We start from the raw sequence: 18,123 nt of genomic DNA on the forward strand, positions 1-18,123 counted from the left end.
CTGGCAGCCTGGAATAGGGTTGCAAACTGTCAACTGTTCACTGCAAACGCAATTCTGCGGTTACCTTTGCGCCACTATGAGCACAACCGCATTCCGCAATTTCAAAATGGTTGACTACGTGGTGTACGGCCGCGGATCTTTCAGCCAGCTCGATGAGATTTTAAAGCCGCATCGCAAGGACGATGCGCCGATGATTTTCCTGGTGGACCATTTCTTCGAAGGCAAACCGCTGGTGAACCGTATCCCGCTGCGGGGCGATGACAAGATCATTTTTGCCGACGTAACCTACGAGCCCAAGACCACGTATGTTGATTCGATCGCCGATAATCTCAAAGACGAATTCGGGATGGTCAGCGGTGTGATTGGCATTGGCGGCGGTTCTGCCATGGATCTGGCTAAAGCCGTTTCGCTGATGATGACCAACCCCGGTTCTTCGGCCGATTACCAGGGCTGGGACCTGGTAAAACATCCCGGCGTGTACAAAGCCGGCATTCCCACGCTCAGCGGAACAGGGGCTGAAGTGAGCCGCACTACGGTGCTGACAGGACCTACCCGCAAGCTAGGTATGAACTCCGACTTCACACCGTTCAATCAAATTGTCTTAGACCCGGAACTTACGGCCAATGCACCGGTAAACCAACGCTTTTACACCGGCATGGATTGCTACATCCATTGCATCGAAAGCCTGCAGGGTACCTACCTGAATGAGTTCAGCAAAAGCTATGGCGAAAAGGCCCTGGAGCTTTGCCAATACATTTTTCTGGAAAAAGACCACTGGGACGATGAGTGCGACGACAAACTGATGATGGCATCCTATGCCGGCGGCATGAGCATCGCCTATTCGCAGGTGGGAGTGGCGCATGCTGTGAGCTATGGCCTTAGTTATTTGCTCGGGACTAAGCACGGTGTGGGCAACTGCATCGTCATGAATCACCTCGAAGACTATTATCCCGAAGGCGTGGCCGAGTTCAAGCGCATGGTGGAGAAAAATGGCGTCGACATTCCCCGGGGCATTTGCCAGGGTTTGAGCGAAGACCAGTTCGACACCATGATCAACGTGGCGCTGGGCATGAAGCCGCTGTGGGAAAATGCCCTTGGAAAAGACTGGGAAAGGATCATGACAAGGGAAAAGTTGCGGGAGTTGTACGGCAAGCTGTAATTATGAAGAAGGGTCTTGAGATATTGGATAGTAGAAGATTGTTTTTACCTGTTCATAGGGTCGCTTAGAATTGAATAAGATGTGAAACGGAAACGGCTGTTGCAAGAACAGCCGTTTCCGTTTTAATTAATATCCCAATATCTCAATATCTCAATATTCAATATCTCTAACCTTCCTACTGCACCACCAGTTGCTTCACGCAGCTCGTTCGGGTGGCCGCATCGGTGATCTTCACCCAGTAAACACCACTTGCAAGGGGCGCCAGTGGAATGTAATCTGTCGACGCGACCATTGCTTCTTTCATCGCTACCTGCTGTCCCTGCGCATTGGAAACCTGGATAAGCAGTTTGCCTGGCCGCATGTTCACCAGCTTGATGCCCGCCGTGCCGGAGGAGGGGTTGGGATAAACGCCGGTGCCGGCAAAAAGCGGGTTGGTGAAGTCAACAGCCTTTACAGCCGTGTACCGCACATAGCCGTTGGCCCAGTGCTGCCGCACCCGGAAATAATAGCGTCCGTAATCGTTGTCGGGTACACGGAAAGCATAAAGAAACAGGGGGTTGGCGGTGTACTTCCGGTTGAGGGTGACCAGTGTGGAAAAGTGACGTCCGTCGCGGCTCACTTCCACATCGTACGTATACAGGTAGTCGTCATTCTCGCCTTCCCAGGAAAGGTTGGCGGTTTCGGCCGATGTCCTGTTCACGGTAAAGTTTTTCAGGCCGATGGGCAGGGTTACTTTGGGGCATTTGCAGTACTCGAATTTAAAATTGACCAGGGCCGATGTCAGCACCAGGCTTTGGCTGCTGCCGCCGGTGATCGTGGCCGCGGTGGACACGTCGATCTGGTAAGTATACGCCACGCTGTCGTGGCCGTAAAACTGGGCGATCTCCGTCGAATCGGTTAGCGTCCGGATGGTTGTTTTGCGTAGCACCGTATCTCGGGGAATGGCATGGTAATCTGTACCGGCAGTAAAGTCGCCGTCGAACTCCGTGATCGAGTAAGGCCCGTAATACCTGGAGTAGCTGTTGGTCAGCGCCGTCGTCAGGCCCGGCCCCGTCATCTGGTCGTTCCGCACATAGTCAAAACTGGCCGTCTGCGTTTCGGACGAAAGGTTCTGCATCGCCACCGTATCTACCACACCGATCATGGTAACCGTCAGCTTGACGCACCGCAGCATGCCATTTTCCGGGTCGAACTGGGGAAACTTGACAACCGTGGTCGTTGCACCGGTTTTAAATTTAATGGTGGTATCAATCAGCACAGGCGTCGGGTTGGAGCCATCGGCACATTGCGCAAAACTTTTTCCCGGAACGATCCACAGCACAAGGAAACAGATTGCAAATGCCACCAGGTAGTGATTTTTCATAGGATATCGGTTAGAAATTCCCTGCTAAAGTAGACCGGCAAAGCCGCCGCGTCAATTGTAAAAATGCCCTAATATATACGTGTTGCAGATTCGGAAACAACGCGGCCGTGAAAGCAGATTCACGCAACCAGGAAAACTGGTTTTTACGCGTCAAAACGCCCTGCCCGTTCGCAGGAGGCAGGCTTTTTCCTTACCTTTCTTCTTCATTCTTTTTTTATGAAGATTCTGCTGACCTCCGCCCTGGCGATATTTTCTTTTTCCTGCTTTGCGCAAAAAGTCGTTGACGTTGATAAAAGCGATGGTGTTCCAATCAATAGTTTTTACACGGTCAACGGTACGCCGGTTAGCAATGTTCGTTATGTGCGGGTTACCGACGGCACGCCATACTTCCGCGATAGCTGGATGAAGGGCGTGGCCATCTCTGCCAAGGATGCCCGTTACCAAAACCCGCGGGTCAAGCTTGATCTCATGGACAACGAGGTGCATTTTCTTGTCGACCGCGAGTCGGAGCTCATTTGCACCATCCCGCTGAAAGACATTACCCTGACCGACACCATCAACGGGACCTCATATCATTTTGTGTGGTCGCCGGCAGTACCGGGACTTTCATCTGTCAAAAAGGGCTGGTACCTGCAACTGGCCGAAGGGAAAGCTTCACTATACCAGGTCTTCAACAAAACCATCCAGGAATTCAAACCCTTCAATTCGCCGGTGGCCGAGCAAAAAATTGTCACGACCGAAGACTATCTTCTTGCATACAACGGCAGCCTGTTGCATCCCAAAAAATGGAAAGAGATCCCCGCACTGCTGGCGGATAAAAAAGAGGCGCTGGACGCCTTTTTGAAAACCGACCGGATGAAGGAAGGAAGCAATGCCGAACGGATGGCAGCGATCGTTTCTTATTACAATAGCCTGCAGTAAATCTTTGCGGCTTTTGTGTCCAGCGAAGTCTGCTTTTTCATTTTCTTCCCCGTGCGCAGCAGTTTCTTTACTTTGACTGAAATTTAGACTGGTGAAAGCGAAACGTTATATCCGCTACTTGATCCCTTCCTCCCTCTTTGGCACGCAGCGCACAAAAAAGATCGTGAACGTGAACCCGACGGTGCAAACACACCGCCAGGACGCCAAGGAAAGTTTTTTAACGGTATATGATTACAACGAAGAAGGATTTACGGAAGATAAACTGCAGACCGTAGAGGACAGTTTTCGCTTTCTCGACAATCAACACATCAGTTGGATAAATGTCGAAGGCCTGATCAAAGCCGACGTCGAAAAAATGGCGGCCCATTTTGGGATCCATCCGCTGATTGCCGAAGATATCCTCAGCATCAGCCAGCGGCCAAAGATGGATGAAGTGGAAGGTATTTTTTACTGCCTGCTGAATATGCTCTACTTCAACAAGGAACACGGTTGCGTGGAAACGGAACAGATCTCGATCGTGCTGGGAAATAAATTCATCATCACCTTCCAGGAAGATCCCGAACGGGATGTGTTTAATCCCATCAGGGAAAAGCTGCGCATGCACTACAGCAAGCTGCGGCAGCGCGGGGCCGATTATCTCTGTTACTCGATGCTCGATATCATCGTCGACAATTATTTCCTGGTGATGGAAGGACTTGGCGAAAAGATCGAAGAGGTAGAAGAAGAGGTCATCCGCAACACCAACACGCTGGCCCTCGCCAAAATCACCCAGTTGCGCAAAGAATTAATTATCCTCAAGCGAAACATTGCACCCGTGCGGGACATGATCACCAGCATCATCCGCAGCGAAAGCGAACTGCTGGACGAACGCACCATCAAATATTTTAAAGACGTGTACGACCACATTGTGCAGGCACATGATCTTTGCGAGAACTACCGCGATGTGATGGTGAGTATGCAGGATCTCTACATCAACAACGTCAACCTGCGCATGAACGAAGTGATGAAGGTGATGGCCATTGTAACCTGCCTGCTGGCACCGGCCACGGTGATCGGCGGCATCTTTGGAATGAATTTCCAGGAGATACCGCTGCTGCACAATCATATCGGTTTTTGGGTGGCCGTCGGCGCCATGTTGCTAATCCCGGTTTGGATGCTGCGGATGTTCCGTAAGCGGGGATGGTTTTAGAACAGAAAAACAGACGAACAAGAACCGATGAACAGAGGAATTTCTTCTTTTGTTCCTTGTTCCTCTGTCCCTCTGTTCAATTCCTCTCCCTTCCTATCTTTGCCCCTTATCTTAAATTTTAAATCTTAAATCTCATATAATCCTATGCCTGGTTTTGAATTGTGGAGTGATGCCGAACGCAAAGAGTTGATGGACGTAGTGGAAAGCGGCATCCTGATGCGCTACGGTTTTGATGCGCAACGCAAAGGCCACTGGAAAGCCAAAGAACTGGAACAGGCGATCTGCGATCGTTTTGGTGCCAGGCACGCCCAACTGGTTTCGAGCGGCACGGCTGCCTTGACGACAGCAATGGCCGCCCTTGGCATTGGCGCCGGCGACGAAGTGATCATGCCCTCGTTTACGTTTGTGGCGTCGTTCGAGGCCGTGCTCAGCACGGGTGCCGTGCCGGTGCTGGTGGACGTGGACGAAACGTTGACGTTAAACCCTGCTGCTGTTCGTGCCGCCATCACGCCAAAAACAAAATGCGTCATGCCGGTGCACATGTGCGGCAGCATGGCCGATATGGATGCGCTGCAGGCCATCTGCAAAGAGCACAAGCTGCTGTTGCTGGAAGACGCCTGCCAGAGCATTGGTGCTGCCTACAAGGGAAAAAGCCTGGGCACGATCGGTGATGCAGGAACGTTTTCGTTCGACTTTGTCAAAACCATGACCTGCGGCGAAGGCGGGGTGGTGATGACCAACCGCGAAGACGTGTACACAAAATGCGATGCCTTCAGCGATCACGGGCACGACCACAAAGGCGTGGACCGCGGTGCCGATCTGCATCCTTTTCTCGGTTACAATTTCCGCATTTCCGAACTCCATGCGGCGGTGGGCCTGGCGCAGGTGCGCAGGGTCGATGAATTTTTGGCGATTCAGAAAACGAACCACGCAGCCCTGAAAGGTTTCCTTTCTTCGGTTCCGCAGGTTTCGTTCCGTCAACTTCCCGATGCCGAAGGCGATAGCTGCACCTTCCTGAGCTGGTTTTTGCCCACGGAAGAACTGACCCGAAGCGTCGTGGCCGAACTGAAGGCACAAGGAATTTTGGGCGGCAATTTTTACTGGTACGACAACAACTGGCACTACATCCGCAAATGGGATCATTTGAAAAACGCGACCGCACTGTACCCGCTGAATGAAGCACAGCGCACCGCCTTGCTCCACCTGCGCGAACAGGATTTTTCCGCCTCCGACGCGGTGATGGGTCGTTGCATTTCCACGTCCATCTCGCTGTTGTGGACCGAAGAGCAGGTGAAAGAAAAAGGAGAGAAGATCGTCGCCGCCATCAACAAGGCTTTGAAAAACGCGGCCGTGCCCTCGCAGAACTAAATGACCCTGCGTTTTTGCAGGACGAATCCAGCGATAAAATCGTTTATACACAGCCGGTTCTTTTAAAAGAACCGGCTTTTTTTAGCGGTCAGAGAACATCGTAGGTGGCTTCAAAGATTTCTTTTTCGCAGGGATACATTTCGCCTTTGATGCCGATCATCAGGTAATCGCCTGCCTTCCCTTCCAGCGTGCCTTCCATTGTTTCGACCCGGAATGGTTCCTGTATTTGGATGCAGCGAACGGGGATGGGTTTCTTGATCGCTTGTTTGAAATTGTAGTGCGGAATTTCGCCTTTTTTGAAGGTGATCATAAGCTGTTGTTTTGTTTGTTCCTCTAAATTTATCACACCTGAATCAGCTTGTCAAAAAATTGCTTGTTGACTTTCTTCCTGCCTGCTGCCATCGTATGCGTCAGCCAACTTACTTTTGAAACCCTAAATGCATACGAATGAAACTGGTCTCTTACCTGTACGACGAGCATGACTACCTGGCCGTTCTGGTGAACGGAATGCTTTACAACCTCGAAGATGTACACCCGGACCTGCCAACCAACATGAGCATGTTCCTCAACTATTGGGAGGACTCCTTCCCGGTGGTGCAGAATGGCGTGCTGATGATCGACGACGAAAAGATTGCCCGTGGCAAAGGCATCCCTGTCGAAAGCGTGACCCTGCTGGCGCCTGTTCCATTTCCCACCTCCTGCCGCGATGCCTATGCCTTTCGCCAGCACGTGGAAGCTGCCCGGCGCAACCGCAAGGTGCCCATGATACCCGAGTTTGACCAATACCCTGTTTTTTATTTTACCAATCATCACAGCATCAAAGGCCCCGGCGATGTGCTTTGCATGCCCGATCAGTTGAAGAAGCTGGATTTCGAACTCGAAGCGGCCATTGTGATCTGCAAGCACGGACGCAACATCAGGGCCGAAGAGGCCGAAGAATATATCGGCGGTCTGATGATCATGAACGACCTGAGTGCACGTGCCCTGCAAATGCAGGAAATGCTCCTCAACCTGGGCCCTGCCAAAGGAAAAGATTTTGCCACCACCACCGGCCCCTGGCTGGTAACGCTGGACGAGCTGGAAGAATTTGCCGTAGAAGCCAAAGAAGGGCACGTAGGCAGGTGCTGGAACCTGAAAATGACCTGCCGTGTAAACGGTGTGCAGGTAAGCGAAGGCAACCTGGCCGACATGGACTGGACCTTTGCCGAGATCATCGAGCGGGCTTCGTATGGCGTTGATCTTTATCCCGGCGATATTATTGGCAGCGGAACGGTGGGCACCGGCTGCTTCCTGGAACTGAACGGAACCGCCAAGCTGGCCAACCCCGATGCGGAAGAGCAGTGGCTGAAAGCCGGCGATGTGGTGGAACTGGAGATCGATGGCCTCGGAACGCTAAGCAATACCATTGTGGCGGAAGAAACAGACTGGAGCATCATCTCTGAACGCGGATAATGGGGATGTATGGGATGAATTGGATTAAAATGAAAGAGCCGTTCATTTTTGAACGGCTCTTTTTTTATGACGAAACTGATTATTCCAAACTTCCCATGCATCTCACTCATCCCGGTTCAAAGACGGTTTAGATAACAACCTTGTTGTTTTTCCGCATCGGCGCTGCGCCTTTGTTCTTTACGCGGCTCATCATGTTGTCTTTTACCTTCAGTTCTTTTTCGGCATTTACGGTGGCGCCGCCCACGCCGTTGTTTTCAATGTTCATGGTTTGCACCACCAAGCTGCCGGCATCCAGGTTGCCCACACCGTGGTTGGTGAAGACGGCGTTTTGCGCCTTGCCCGCCAGCTTTACTTCGCCCACGCTGGTGTTGTCGAATTTGAGGGTGTTGGCCGAAAGCGCCAGGTCCACTTTCCCTACGCTGGCGTTTTTGATCTGCAGGTCGGAAAAGCTCAATTCCTTTTCGGCATTGACGCTGCCCACGGTGCTCAGGTCGAGCGACTGAAGCTTTTTGAACGAAACAAACACCCGCAATTTGCTTTTGTTTTTCATGTTCAGGTTTTTCAACCCTTTCATGTCAATGACCAGCGTATTGCCTTCGTTGTGCACGTTGAAATATTGCTGGAGATTTTCATCGGCTTCAATCTTCACGGTTTCTTTGTCGCCCTGCGACAACTTTAACTCGTACACGCCGCTTGCTTTTAAGGCATCAAACGACGAAACTGGAACATCACGGGTGACCAGTTTTCCGTTACCCTCGATGGTTTCACGATCGGATTTTTGTGCATTGACAGAAGCCGCAGCAAGAAACGCAGCCGCAGCCAGGAACAAGACTTTACTCATACAGATTGATTTTAGGTTTTGCAAACGAATTGCTTCGTAGAACGAAAGTAAGCCTGCTGTTGTTACACATCCGGTCTTTGAAAGTATGAATGGCAAATACGGTGTACGAGCGGGCAGCCAATCGTTCGTCAGTTCACGGGTTGTTTTTTAGTAGCGGTTTCATGCTTGAAAAGCCGGGCCGATCTTTTAGCACGTGTGAACCCGTGAAGTCGCACACCTGTGAACTATTTTTGTGTATATGATCCTGGATCTGAAAGAGCTTTCAACGGCGGAAAAACAGTATTACCTGCAGCACGTAGTGGCGCCCCGGCCGGTTTGTTTTGCGTCCACCATCAGCAAGGAGGGTGTGGTTAACCTGAGTCCTTTCAGCTTTTTCAATCTTTTTTCTTCCAACCCGCCCGTTGTGATTTTTTCCCCGGCACGGCGGGTGCGGGACAATACCACCAAGCATACCCTGCAAAATGTGCTGGACGTGCCGGAAGTGGTGATCAATGTCGTGAACTACGACATGGTGCACCAGACCTCTTTGGCAAGCTGCGAGTTCCCAAAAGACGTGGATGAATTTTCCAAGGCGGGCTTCACCAAGGAACCGGCGACTCTGGTACGGCCACCAATGGTGCGGGAAAGCAAGGCCAAACTCGAGTGCCGCGTGATTGAGGTAAAATCGCTCGGCAGCGAAGGCGGCGCCGGCCAACTGGTGATTTGTGAAGTGCTGAAGCTGCACCTGGCCGATGAACTGCTGGACGCGAACAAAAAAATTGATCCAACAAAACTGGAGCTGATCGCACGGCTTGGCGGTGACTGGTACTGCCGGGTGTCGAAAGAAAATTTATTCCTTGTTCCCAAGCCAAACGTAAAGCTGGGAATCGGCATCGACGCCCTGCCCGAAAGTATCCGCAACAGCAAACTGCTCACCGGTAATCACCTGGGCATGCTGGGTAACGTACACGAAGAACCGGTTGTCGATCCTTCTTTCGATGACGAACACCTCAAAACGATCTTCCAGTATTTCGCCGTCGATCCGTCTGAAATGGAGCGTGAGGTGCATGCCTATGCCGCGAGGCTTTTGGACCAGCACAAAGTCCACGAAGCCTGGCAGGTGCTGCTGGCAGCGGAGAATGTTGTATGAGTGAAGATGACGGCAGAAAAACCTTGCGCTTTCAACAGTCAGCCAACGCCTACAGGCCCGGCAACCACCCTGCTGGTTTTGCTTCCCCTGATGCATACCCGCGGAAGGCAGGGAAAAAGTTATCGCATGGGTTGACATCTTCCATCATTCTTTCTAACTTGTTAAGCGTTGCACAACCGTGCACGTTATTTCCGGAAACATGGAAATGCTCGGAAGAGCGGGTTTTGATCGTTGCAATTTGTTCCCTGCGAATCGTTCCAGTGTATTCAAACCGGTGTTCGATGCAAACGATAACCTTTTTACAATTTTTCCTGTTTTTGGGCCTTTCTTCGCGGCACCCTTCTTTTGCCTGTGTAAAACAGTGTGGGTTACAAAAAAAACAGCGACAGGCAGCGCCGGGTCTTTTTCACCTTTCTCTTTTTTTACTTTGCTTCTTCGGTGCCACAGACGTTGGGGCGCAACGTATCGGTGCCAGGCTGGGACTGGGCATCACATCGCCGGCTGTTACATATCAACCCAACCCCTATAGCGAACTCAGTGCGGAGAGCAATACCGGGCTGGTTTTGGGCATTTTTACACAGGCGACTTTATCGTCGAATTGGTTTCTTCGGCCGGCCGTGCAGCTTGCGTTTAAAGGCTATATGGAAAAATATGTCTCTAATTTTTCACCCAATTCGAGTCGTTACAGCAGCACCATCACTTACCTCGAACTACCCCTGGATTTTATTTACGCCGCTGGCGCAAAAGGCAATGGCTTTCAGTTGGGCGCCGGCCCGGTGGGTGGTGTGCTGCTGAACCGGGATGCGCAGCTATATGCCCTCAAAGCATTTGACCTTGGTGCCAACGTGCTCGCCGGTTACCAGACGCCGATCGGCTTTTCGGTGCACCTAAGCTATACACACGGCTTTTTCAATGCGGCAAAGGGCGACGCCTTCCTGACGAAGATGAAAAACCGCTTTACCGCATTAACGGTTGGTTACCTTTTTTGATCCGCCTGTTTGAACAACCGCCTTGCCCGCCGAAGGACTGCAATCACTCACCAAACCGATACATTGTATGATCCGCAAAACCGCTAATCTGCTGTTCGCCGTCTTCGGCAGCGTGCTGCTGCTTTCGTCTTGCAAAAACTATTACATGGCCCGCAGGGTGCAACCCGGTCAGGATGCAAACGGGGAAATCGACTCCCTCTACAATCAAGCCCGTTTTTTTGTGTTGCGCACCGGCAGCCAGGCTTTTTACATGAAGACCATGTCGCTGAGCAGCGACCAGAAGACATTGACCACGACGCTCGACACCCTGCCGCCGGAGCACCGGCTGCACCTGGTAAACGGTCGCGGGGGTGAAATGCGCTACAAAAAAGACGACTTCGCGGATGCCGGCGTGCTGAATGAAGTGCACCTGTATGTGCCGTCGATGGACGTCAGGGCAGGTGAAACGGTGAATCTTTCGCTCGACAAGGTGCAGAAAATCGAGGTGCTGGAAAAAGACAAAAAACGAACGACCAATAGCTATGTCCTTGGGGCAATTGGTTTTACCCTGGGCACCCTTGCAGTGGCGGGGGTTATTATTGCAGCGACCAAAAGTTCCTGTCCCTTCGTTAGTGCGTACAACGGACAGGAGTTTCTATTGCAGGGCGAAATATATGGCGGCGCCCTCTACCCGCAACTGGCACGCCATGACTACCTCCCGCTACGGATGCAACCGCTTGCCGATGGTACACTGCAACTCAAAATCAGCAACGAGCTAAAGGAAAAACAATACACCGATCTTTCCAGCCTGCTGGTGATCAAACACGATCCTGGCGTTAAAATTCTCCCGGATGAAAACGGGAAATTATACAGTGTGCGTTCCGCCGCGGCGCCTGTGTCGGCGAAACTTGGCAGCGGTAAAGACCTCCTGCCATTCCTCCTGAAAGAAAACGACCAGGCCGTTGCTTACCTCGATGATCAAACAACCGTTGACGGGAGCAATACCGTTTCCCTGCAGTTCACGAAAGCAAAAAAAGCGAAGCTGGCCAAGCTGGTGCTGTCGCTAAAAAATTCGTACTGGCTCGACCAGCTTTACGGCGAGCTGGCCCAGGGCTTCGGCCGCTATTACGCAACGTACCTGGACAAGCAATCCAAAAAGCCCGCAAGCCAGTTGGTACGATGGACAAAAGAGCAGCAAATCCCGCTCACTGTTTCCCTGTCGGCTGCAGGCGGATGGAAGAAGGTGGCCGATCTTACCACCACTGGTCCGCTGGCCAACCGTTCGGTGGTGGTGCCGGTTGACCTGAGCGGTGTGGAGGGTGACATCGTCAACATCCGCCTTTCCACCGGCTTTCTGTTTTGGGAACTGGATTATGCGGGTATTGACTTTTCTGCCAACGAGGCTTTCGGTGTGGAAGAACTGTCGCCGGCAGAAGCCCGCGACGAAAGGGGGCAGGATGTACTTGCGCCGTTGCAGCGCGAAGACAACCACTTTCTTGAACAACCGCAAATCGGCAATGTGGCCACGCTTGTTTACAAGCCTTCGCCGCGGGACGAATCAAAAAGCTATACTTATATCCTGCATGCAAAAGGCTGGTACCGGCACGTGCGGGACTTTACCGGTAAGCCCAATATTGCTTTTTTGAAACAGTTTACCAGGCCCAATGCTTTCCCGCTTTACGGGAGAACCCGCTTCCGGCAAATCGAATCGCAAACCCTGCGAATGATGGCCGCGAACAACTAACCACAAACAATTTTGTATGGAAACAATGCCCGTTCTTGCGAAATGCATCGTCCCTGCACTGGAAACAGAAATACAGGATGATCGTCTGTCTCCTGCCGGAAGTGTCGGTGCGCTGGAAAGAATCCTTGTCTGGCAGGCCATCCGGTTGCGGCTCTTTTATTTCGCCTGCATTATTTTAAAAAAACCATCGAAGGTGTGGCGGCTTTTCCGGACCATGCTCCGTTTGCGGACCAACGTTTGGGGCGGCGACCTGAAAAAGATCTACAGGCTCGATGGCAAATATTATTTCAACATGTACACACCGGGCTGGCCCTCGGCCGCCTACGATGAACTGATCAAAGCCGAACTGCGTCGTCATTCATCACCGCTGAATGTGCCCGAAAAACTCTCTTTTATTTTCCTGGCTATTACCCGCAAATGCCCCATGCGCTGCGAGCATTGTTTTGAATGGGACAACCTGAATCAAAAAGAGTCGTTTACCAAAGAAGACCTGTTGAAGGTTGTTGATCTTTACCGCAGGGAAGGTGTGCTGCAAATTCATTTCAGTGGCGGAGAGCCAATGGTGCGCTTTAAGGATTTGATCGAATTAATCGCCTATGCCAGTCCAGGTATTGCCTGCTGGGTGCTTACATCGGGGTTCAACTTCACCGCCGAAAATGCAAAGAAGCTGAAAGAGACAGGCTGCAAGGGCGTGGTGGTGAGCATTGATCATTACCTGCCGGAAATGCACAACCTGTTCCGCGGAAGGACAAATGCGTTTGAGGGTGCCGTAAACGCGGTGAAAGCCGCAAGGGAAGCGGGACTGGTAACGGCTATAAGCGTATGTGCGACCAAGGCATTTTTGAACGGCGGCCATCTTGTTCCCTACATGGATTTTGCAAAATCTCTCGGTGTTCAGTTTGTTCAAGTACTGGAACCGCGGGCCGTGGGGCATTATGCTGGTAAGGAAGTGTTGTTGGACAAAGCGCACATTGATTTGCTGGAAAAAACATTTACCCAATTCAATCATGCACCGGCTTACCGTGCGTATCCAACAATGGTCTACCACGGTTATCACCAGCGGCGGGTGGGTTGTTTTTCGGGAAGCCGAAGCGTGTACATCGACTCGGCCGGCGATGTGCATGCCTGCCCGTTTTGCCATACCAAATCATACAACATCATTCCCCTTGTCCGTGCAAATGAAACCGTATTGCCCCAAAAAGAAAACAGGTGCCCGCAGTTTGAAAAAATTGCCTGATCTGCCTTGTGAAGGATCTCCGTTTGCCTTTTTGAAAGCGCATTCTAAAACGTCAAACGCAAAGACATGAAACAACTGAAACAACACAGCAGCCGGCAAAACGGTTTGCCTGCCGCCGGCCGGTTTTTTATCGTCGCACTAACGGCATCGCTGCTGCTGGCAAGCTGCCAAAAAGAAGTGACATCGCCTGCAACAAGCGGCGATGCGGTCGTGAGCAAGGCCGCACCCAAAGCACCATCGGTAGTGGTGCACGCCGGTGGCTCCATCCAGCAAGCCATCAACAATGCCGATGCCGGCTCCGTGATTAAAATTGAAGCCGGTACCTACAAGGAAAGCCTTGTGGTGAACAAGCCCGGAATGACACTGGCTGGTGAAGATGGCGTGATCCTTCAAAACCCGGGCGACGAAGAAGACGGAATCACCGTGCAGGATGCAGGCGACGGCTTTACGCTGAAAAATATCACCGTTCGCGATTTTGAAGAAAACGGCGTGGTGCTGCAACATGTCGACGGCTTTTTGCTTTCGCATGTCACGGCCATCAACAATGGCGAATACGGTCTTTTTCCTGTGTTCAGCAGCCACGGGGTCATCGAGCACTGCACTGCTTCGGGCCATTCCGATACCGGTATTTATGTAGGCCAGTCAACCGATGTAGCCATCAATCAAAACCAGGCGTACGACAACGTGAACGGGATCGAGGTGGAAAACTGTTTGCGGGTGGTGGTGGATAAAAACCAAAGCGTTCACAATGTGGTTGGTATCCTGTCGGTGTTGCTGCCAGGCCTTGTTGCAAAACAAGCCTCAGACATCGTAATTACCAACAACCAGGTTCGCGACAACAACCATGAAAATTTTGCCGAAGCCGGCGAACTGGAGGCTTTTGTGCCCACCGGCTCGGGTATCCTGGTTGTGGGAACGGACAATACGCTTGTAAAAGACAATCATGTCAGTGGCAATCATTTCACCGGCATTGCGGTGGTGAGCACGCTGGTTTTGGGTGCGCTGGCCCACCTTCCGCCGGAAGCCTTTGCCGACATTGAACCCAATCCCGATGGTGTGCACGTTATCAGTAACGTGGTAAAAGACAACGGCGCCGCACCGCCTGTCGGCTTGCCTTTCCCGGGTGTCGATCTTCTTTGGGATGGTTCGGGCAGCAACAATTGCTGGAGCCGGAACAACTACAACACCTCCTATCCGCCGGTTTTGCCGGCTTGTCAATAACCTGAACGGGTAAGGCCAAAAAAGGCTGTCACAACGGGTGACAGCCTTTTTTCTTTCGCTAGGTGATTGTTTGGTATAAAGCAACCGGCCTTGTACGTCTTATGTTTTGTTGGCCCAGCCGAATACTTTTTTCAGGATCTCAGTTGTGCGGGCTACCGGGTTATTGCGGATGTTTACCTCTTCCTGTGCCACCTGGTCGAACAGGGCATTCACTGCTTTATCCACGACATACGAGGGAAGGTCGGGATTGATCTTGTTGAGGGTTGTTGGGAAGCCGTTGTAGGTATTCACCAGGTCTGCATAATATTTTGTTGCGCTGAATTTATCAAGCGAACTTTTGATAAGAGGCAGGAAGGCCGCAACCAGTTTATCGGTTGTTTTTTGGCGGAAATACTGTGTTGCCGCATCCCGCGGTCCTTTTACGATAGCGATGGCATCGGCAATGGTCATTTCCTTAATCGCATCGAGAAAGATGGGCCGCGCCGAACCAACGGCATCCTCGGCTGCACGGTTGATCTGCAAAATGGCTTTGTCCACGAGCGATGAAAAACCAACCTGGCGAAGGGTATTCTCGATCTTTTTTGCATCGGGGGGAAGAAAAAGCTTGTAGGCTTCATTACCGAAGAAGCCGTCCGGCTTGTTCAGGAAGCCAATGCCTTTGCCGGTTCCCTGGTCCAGGGCTTCGCGGATAGCCTGGGCAGCTTCGGCTTGGGTAATGGTGGTGGTTTGCGGAAGGTTGCTGATCACGTCACAGGAAGAAAGACCAAGAAAGAAAAAGCCGGCCAGCAGGATTTGTTTGCGCATCTTTTTACTGAACTCGTTGTCAAATAACCTGCCAAGCCCTCGGGTTATTGACCGAAGCCCGGAAAAGAATTTTGCCGCTGCCTGCAACGTTTGGCCCGGTGAGAACATCAATCCAAAACGGCGGTTGCTTTGGGTCATGCAGATTTGGGAGCAGAGACCGCCACGATGTTTTATCTTTAAGAGAATGCAGGAACAACGCACAGCTGGTTTTGTCCCGACACTGCTTTTGCGAAGACGGATTGGTTCAGGAGGAATCAAGATGGTACCGTTTTGCAGTGCCGTTTTGTTTTTCTGCCTGTTTTTGTTGTCGCTTTGTTCCGCGGCGCAGGAGCAAAAACTGGTGTATACGATCCAGCGCAACGGCGAAAAAGTAGGCGATCTGCATTTTCAAAAATTCAAATCCGGCACCAAAACGACCTACCATCTTCAATCGGAAGTGAATGTAAAAATGCTGCTGTCCATTTGCGTAAAAGCGCAGGAGCAGTCCGTGTACGAAAACGAGGTGTTGCAGTCGTCCGTTGTGTTGCGCCAGGTAAACGGAAAAGAAAAAGCCAACAAGCAAATTCACAACAACGGCAAAGGCCTAACGGTTTCGGATGATGGCGAAAAACGCGAACTCAAAAATTATCTTGTCCGCTACAACAGCCACTGCCTTTACAGCACAGAGCCGGTCTATTACACCAATGTGTTTGCCGACAACTACCAGCAGTTTGTTCCCATCCAGAAAGTGGCAGATCATCATTACCGGGTTACTTTTCCCGACGGCAACAGCAATGACTATTTTTATGAGAACGGCGTTTGCAAAAAAGTGAAAGTAAAGAGCCGTCTTTTCGATGCGGAATTCGTTTTGGTTTCTCTTTGACCTTGTGTAATGAAAACGCTCCAACGGTTAACGCAAAGATTGCGTAGCAGATAAAGAGTATTCCCACAGGGATATGCAACCTGGCGACAGGCAATAAAAAAGGCAGGACGTTCGCCCTGCCTTTTTCGTAAACCCTTCCTGCTTATGCCGGTGATGCGGCAGGAAGGGTTGTGTTGGTAAACATTTTTGCTGCCGTCTTCTGGTCATAGCCGTAAACGTCTTTGCGGAAATTCAGCTTTCTTTTCTTATCCATCCAGGCCGTGTAATAGGTAATCACAACCGGCACCGGGTTTTTTACCGTCACTCGTTGTTCTTTGTCACTGTTCATAGCAGCGGCAATTTTTTCCGGTGTCCATTCGGGCTGGCCACGCAACACGTAATGCGCCAGGGAATCGGGTTTGGCTACGCGGATACATCCATGGCTGAGGGCCCTGTTCTTTTGGGCAAACAGGTCTCTGTTCGGGGTGTCGTGCAGGTAAATGTCAAAGCTGTTGGGGAAAAGAAATTTCACACGGCCCAACGCATTTTCCTTGCCCGGCAGTTGCCGTACCTGTGGCAGGCTGTCGTTCTGCTTCACAATTTCCATGTTCTTTTTTTTCAGGTATCCCGGGTCTTTGTCCATTTCGGGTTTGATCTCCCGTTGCACGATGCTCGGGGGAATATTCCAATAGGGGCTAAAGACCACTTCTGAGATCTGGTCGCGAAAGGCCATGGTGCCTGTGCCTTCTTTTCCCACGATCACCGGCATGTGCATCACCGTTGCCGTATCGCGGTACACCACCAGTTCCAGCGACGGGATATTGATGGCGATCTCGCTGCTGTCCTGTTTTTGCGGCATCCAGAGCACCCGGTTCATATTCACCAGGATCTGCTGCATTCTTTGCTCCGCCGGCACGTTCAATTCTTTCACCAGCGAGTCGGTCGGTTTGCCGGTTGGCAGAAAGCCGTACTGCTCCTGCACCGCTTTAATGGCTGTTGCCAGCGAATCGGTAAAGATGTTGGAGGTATCGCCGGCCGGGTAATCGCCTGTTGCGGCAAGACGCTTTTTCAGCGCGGTCACCGACGGCGATTTGCTGCCTTTGTGCAAGCCGGTTGCCGCCGTAATGGCCGGCCAGCCGCCGTTCTTTGCAGCCGTGTAATACAGGTTCAGGCTTTGCTTCAGCGCGGTGTACTGCGGGTTGTTTTGCCAGAGCGCCGAGTCTTTCTGCTTGTTGAGCAGCGAGTCGGCCAGTTGGGCCGCGTCTACTTTTTTCCGGGGCACCAGCCACAAATAATTATCGGCGGTAACAATGCTGTTGTTCGCGGAAGCCAGTTCCACATACCGGGCTGTTAAGGCAAGTTCTGTCTGCACCAGCGACGTGTCGGCCGTGGAGAACTGCGTGGAGTCGTCGGCGATCAGCGAATCCATCTTTTGCTCGATGGATGCGGCCGGCTCTTTTTTAGTTTCTGCCCCAGACAGGCTCCAGAGACCGCGTCCCTGTTCGGTGATGCCATCCGAGGAAAACCAGGCAAACTGGTTATTGCGAACAAGGTAAAAGTCCCGCATTTTGTCGGCCCTGTCGGCCTGCAGGTTTTCTTTTTTGATATAGTTTTCCAGTGCGACGCTGTCGAGGAAAAGGTCGGAATAGGCATTGTCTTTTGTGATGCTTTCGTCCCGCATCACCTTAGCCTTGTTGCTGCTTTCCGACGTCATTGTCGTCTGCGTACTGTCTTTGCTGCTGTTTGTGCCAAACCACCCCGCCACTTGCTGGCAAGAGCTGAGAACGGCTACAGTTGCCATGCCTATGATCATCTTTTTCATGCCTAGACGGTTACAAAGGCTGTGCCTATCAGAAAGGCCGAGGCGGCCTGCCGCCCGGTGGCAG

Annotated in this window: 16 protein-coding genes; 11 read left to right on the forward strand and 5 right to left on the reverse strand. The window is 51.7% G+C overall.

Annotated elements, in window-relative coordinates; translation table 11 throughout:
* Nucleotides 1–76: 76 nt before the first annotated feature.
* Complete coding sequence (locus D6024_RS04285; protein ID WP_205573219.1) at nucleotides 77–1,159, forward strand: iron-containing alcohol dehydrogenase family protein; 1,083 nt, start codon at nucleotides 77–79, stop codon at nucleotides 1,157–1,159.
* 175 nt (nucleotides 1,160–1,334) lie between these two features.
* On the opposite strand, the gene D6024_RS04290 is transcribed toward D6024_RS04285, so the two are convergent.
* The gene (locus tag D6024_RS04290; RefSeq protein WP_121353270.1) at nucleotides 1,335–2,522 is read right to left on the reverse strand and encodes a choice-of-anchor E domain-containing protein; all 1,188 of its coding nucleotides are present in this window, start codon (nucleotides 2,520–2,522) and stop codon (nucleotides 1,335–1,337) included.
* Nucleotides 2,523–2,738: 216 nt separating this feature from the next.
* Here D6024_RS04290 and D6024_RS04295 point away from each other — a divergent pair, with 216 nt between their 5' ends.
* The 3 genes from D6024_RS04295 to D6024_RS04305 all read left to right on the forward strand — a co-directional run bounded on the left by D6024_RS04295 (nucleotide 2,739) and on the right by D6024_RS04305 (nucleotide 6,000).
* Complete coding sequence (locus D6024_RS04295) at nucleotides 2,739–3,443, forward strand: hypothetical protein (protein ID WP_121353272.1); 705 nt, start codon at nucleotides 2,739–2,741, stop codon at nucleotides 3,441–3,443.
* Nucleotides 3,444–3,534: 91 nt separating this feature from the next.
* Nucleotides 3,535–4,632, forward strand: a complete 1,098-nt coding sequence (corA, locus tag D6024_RS04300) for a magnesium/cobalt transporter CorA (RefSeq protein ID WP_121353274.1) — start codon at nucleotides 3,535–3,537, stop codon at nucleotides 4,630–4,632.
* A 144-nt stretch (nucleotides 4,633–4,776) separates the two neighbouring features.
* Entirely contained in the window at nucleotides 4,777–6,000 is a 1,224-nt protein-coding gene (locus tag D6024_RS04305) for a DegT/DnrJ/EryC1/StrS family aminotransferase (protein ID WP_121353277.1), read from the forward strand.
* A gap of 88 nt (nucleotides 6,001–6,088) precedes the next feature.
* On the opposite strand, the gene D6024_RS04310 is transcribed toward D6024_RS04305, so the two are convergent.
* The gene (locus D6024_RS04310; RefSeq protein WP_121353279.1) at nucleotides 6,089–6,310 is read right to left on the reverse strand and encodes a hypothetical protein; all 222 of its coding nucleotides are present in this window, start codon (nucleotides 6,308–6,310) and stop codon (nucleotides 6,089–6,091) included.
* A 137-nt stretch (nucleotides 6,311–6,447) separates the two neighbouring features.
* Between D6024_RS04310 and D6024_RS04315 the strand changes: the two genes are divergently transcribed.
* Nucleotides 6,448–7,452: a fumarylacetoacetate hydrolase family protein gene (locus D6024_RS04315; protein WP_121353280.1), complete on the forward strand. Its 1,005-nt coding sequence runs from the start codon at nucleotides 6,448–6,450 to the stop codon at nucleotides 7,450–7,452.
* 127 nt (nucleotides 7,453–7,579) lie between these two features.
* On the opposite strand, the gene D6024_RS04320 is transcribed toward D6024_RS04315, so the two are convergent.
* Nucleotides 7,580–8,293 carry a head GIN domain-containing protein gene (locus D6024_RS04320; protein ID WP_121353282.1) on the reverse strand — a complete coding sequence of 238 codons (714 nt, stop codon included), beginning with the start codon at nucleotides 8,291–8,293 and terminating at the stop codon, nucleotides 7,580–7,582.
* A 238-nt stretch (nucleotides 8,294–8,531) separates the two neighbouring features.
* Between D6024_RS04320 and D6024_RS04325 the strand changes: the two genes are divergently transcribed.
* The 5 genes from D6024_RS04325 to D6024_RS04345 all read left to right on the forward strand — a co-directional run bounded on the left by D6024_RS04325 (nucleotide 8,532) and on the right by D6024_RS04345 (nucleotide 14,592).
* Nucleotides 8,532–9,422 carry a flavin reductase family protein gene (locus D6024_RS04325; RefSeq protein WP_121353284.1) on the forward strand — a complete coding sequence of 297 codons (891 nt, stop codon included), beginning with the start codon at nucleotides 8,532–8,534 and terminating at the stop codon, nucleotides 9,420–9,422.
* Between the two features lie 281 nt (nucleotides 9,423–9,703).
* Nucleotides 9,704–10,411: a porin family protein gene (locus tag D6024_RS04330; RefSeq protein ID WP_162944522.1), complete on the forward strand. Its 708-nt coding sequence runs from the start codon at nucleotides 9,704–9,706 to the stop codon at nucleotides 10,409–10,411.
* Nucleotides 10,412–10,478: 67 nt separating this feature from the next.
* Nucleotides 10,479–12,134 (forward strand): hypothetical protein, encoded by a 1,656-nt coding sequence (locus tag D6024_RS04335; protein ID WP_121353288.1) that lies wholly within the window; start codon nucleotides 10,479–10,481, stop codon nucleotides 12,132–12,134.
* A gap of 16 nt (nucleotides 12,135–12,150) precedes the next feature.
* Nucleotides 12,151–13,371: a radical SAM protein gene (locus D6024_RS04340; RefSeq protein ID WP_121353290.1), complete on the forward strand. Its 1,221-nt coding sequence runs from the start codon at nucleotides 12,151–12,153 to the stop codon at nucleotides 13,369–13,371.
* A 66-nt stretch (nucleotides 13,372–13,437) separates the two neighbouring features.
* Nucleotides 13,438–14,592, forward strand: a complete 1,155-nt coding sequence (locus tag D6024_RS04345; RefSeq protein ID WP_121353291.1) for a parallel beta-helix domain-containing protein — start codon at nucleotides 13,438–13,440, stop codon at nucleotides 14,590–14,592.
* 99 nt (nucleotides 14,593–14,691) lie between these two features.
* Here D6024_RS04345 and D6024_RS04350 read toward each other — a convergent pair whose 3' ends face one another.
* Nucleotides 14,692–15,396, reverse strand: coding sequence for a DUF4197 domain-containing protein (locus tag D6024_RS04350; protein WP_121353498.1), 705 nt, complete (start codon nucleotides 15,394–15,396; stop codon nucleotides 14,692–14,694).
* Nucleotides 15,397–15,580: 184 nt separating this feature from the next.
* Between D6024_RS04350 and D6024_RS04355 the strand changes: the two genes are divergently transcribed.
* Complete coding sequence (locus tag D6024_RS04355; RefSeq protein WP_162944523.1) at nucleotides 15,581–16,258, forward strand: DUF6134 family protein; 678 nt, start codon at nucleotides 15,581–15,583, stop codon at nucleotides 16,256–16,258.
* A 142-nt stretch (nucleotides 16,259–16,400) separates the two neighbouring features.
* Here D6024_RS04355 and D6024_RS04360 read toward each other — a convergent pair whose 3' ends face one another.
* The gene (locus tag D6024_RS04360; RefSeq protein ID WP_121353295.1) at nucleotides 16,401–18,059 is read right to left on the reverse strand and encodes a L,D-transpeptidase family protein; all 1,659 of its coding nucleotides are present in this window, start codon (nucleotides 18,057–18,059) and stop codon (nucleotides 16,401–16,403) included.
* Nucleotides 18,060–18,123 lie beyond the last annotated feature (64 nt).

It is taken from the genome of Flavisolibacter nicotianae, from assembly GCF_003628535.1.
GTDB lineage: Bacteria > Bacteroidota > Bacteroidia > Chitinophagales > Chitinophagaceae > Flavisolibacter > Flavisolibacter nicotianae.

Bases quoted from the DNA above. Each gene is read 5' to 3' on its own strand.
- D6024_RS04285 (WP_205573219.1), top strand. From the start codon at position 77: ATGAGCACAACCGCATTCCGCAATTTCAAAATGGTTGACTACGTGGTG.
- D6024_RS04290 (WP_121353270.1), bottom strand. From the start codon at position 2,522: ATGAAAAATCACTACCTGGTGGCATTTGCAATCTGTTTCCTTGTGCTG.
- D6024_RS04295 (WP_121353272.1), top strand. From the start codon at position 2,739: ATGAAGATTCTGCTGACCTCCGCCCTGGCGATATTTTCTTTTTCCTGC.
- D6024_RS04305 (WP_121353277.1), top strand. From the start codon at position 4,777: ATGCCTGGTTTTGAATTGTGGAGTGATGCCGAACGCAAAGAGTTGATG.
- D6024_RS04310 (WP_121353279.1), bottom strand. From the start codon at position 6,310: ATGATCACCTTCAAAAAAGGCGAAATTCCGCACTACAATTTCAAACAA.
- D6024_RS04315 (WP_121353280.1), top strand. From the start codon at position 6,448: ATGAAACTGGTCTCTTACCTGTACGACGAGCATGACTACCTGGCCGTT.
- D6024_RS04320 (WP_121353282.1), bottom strand. From the start codon at position 8,293: ATGAGTAAAGTCTTGTTCCTGGCTGCGGCTGCGTTTCTTGCTGCGGCT.
- D6024_RS04325 (WP_121353284.1), top strand. From the start codon at position 8,532: ATGATCCTGGATCTGAAAGAGCTTTCAACGGCGGAAAAACAGTATTAC.
- D6024_RS04330 (WP_162944522.1), top strand. From the start codon at position 9,704: ATGCAAACGATAACCTTTTTACAATTTTTCCTGTTTTTGGGCCTTTCT.
- D6024_RS04335 (WP_121353288.1), top strand. From the start codon at position 10,479: ATGATCCGCAAAACCGCTAATCTGCTGTTCGCCGTCTTCGGCAGCGTG.
- D6024_RS04340 (WP_121353290.1), top strand. From the start codon at position 12,151: ATGGAAACAATGCCCGTTCTTGCGAAATGCATCGTCCCTGCACTGGAA.
- D6024_RS04345 (WP_121353291.1), top strand. From the start codon at position 13,438: ATGAAACAACTGAAACAACACAGCAGCCGGCAAAACGGTTTGCCTGCC.
- D6024_RS04350 (WP_121353498.1), bottom strand. From the start codon at position 15,396: ATGCGCAAACAAATCCTGCTGGCCGGCTTTTTCTTTCTTGGTCTTTCT.
- D6024_RS04355 (WP_162944523.1), top strand. From the start codon at position 15,581: ATGCAGGAACAACGCACAGCTGGTTTTGTCCCGACACTGCTTTTGCGA.
- D6024_RS04360 (WP_121353295.1), bottom strand. From the start codon at position 18,059: ATGAAAAAGATGATCATAGGCATGGCAACTGTAGCCGTTCTCAGCTCT.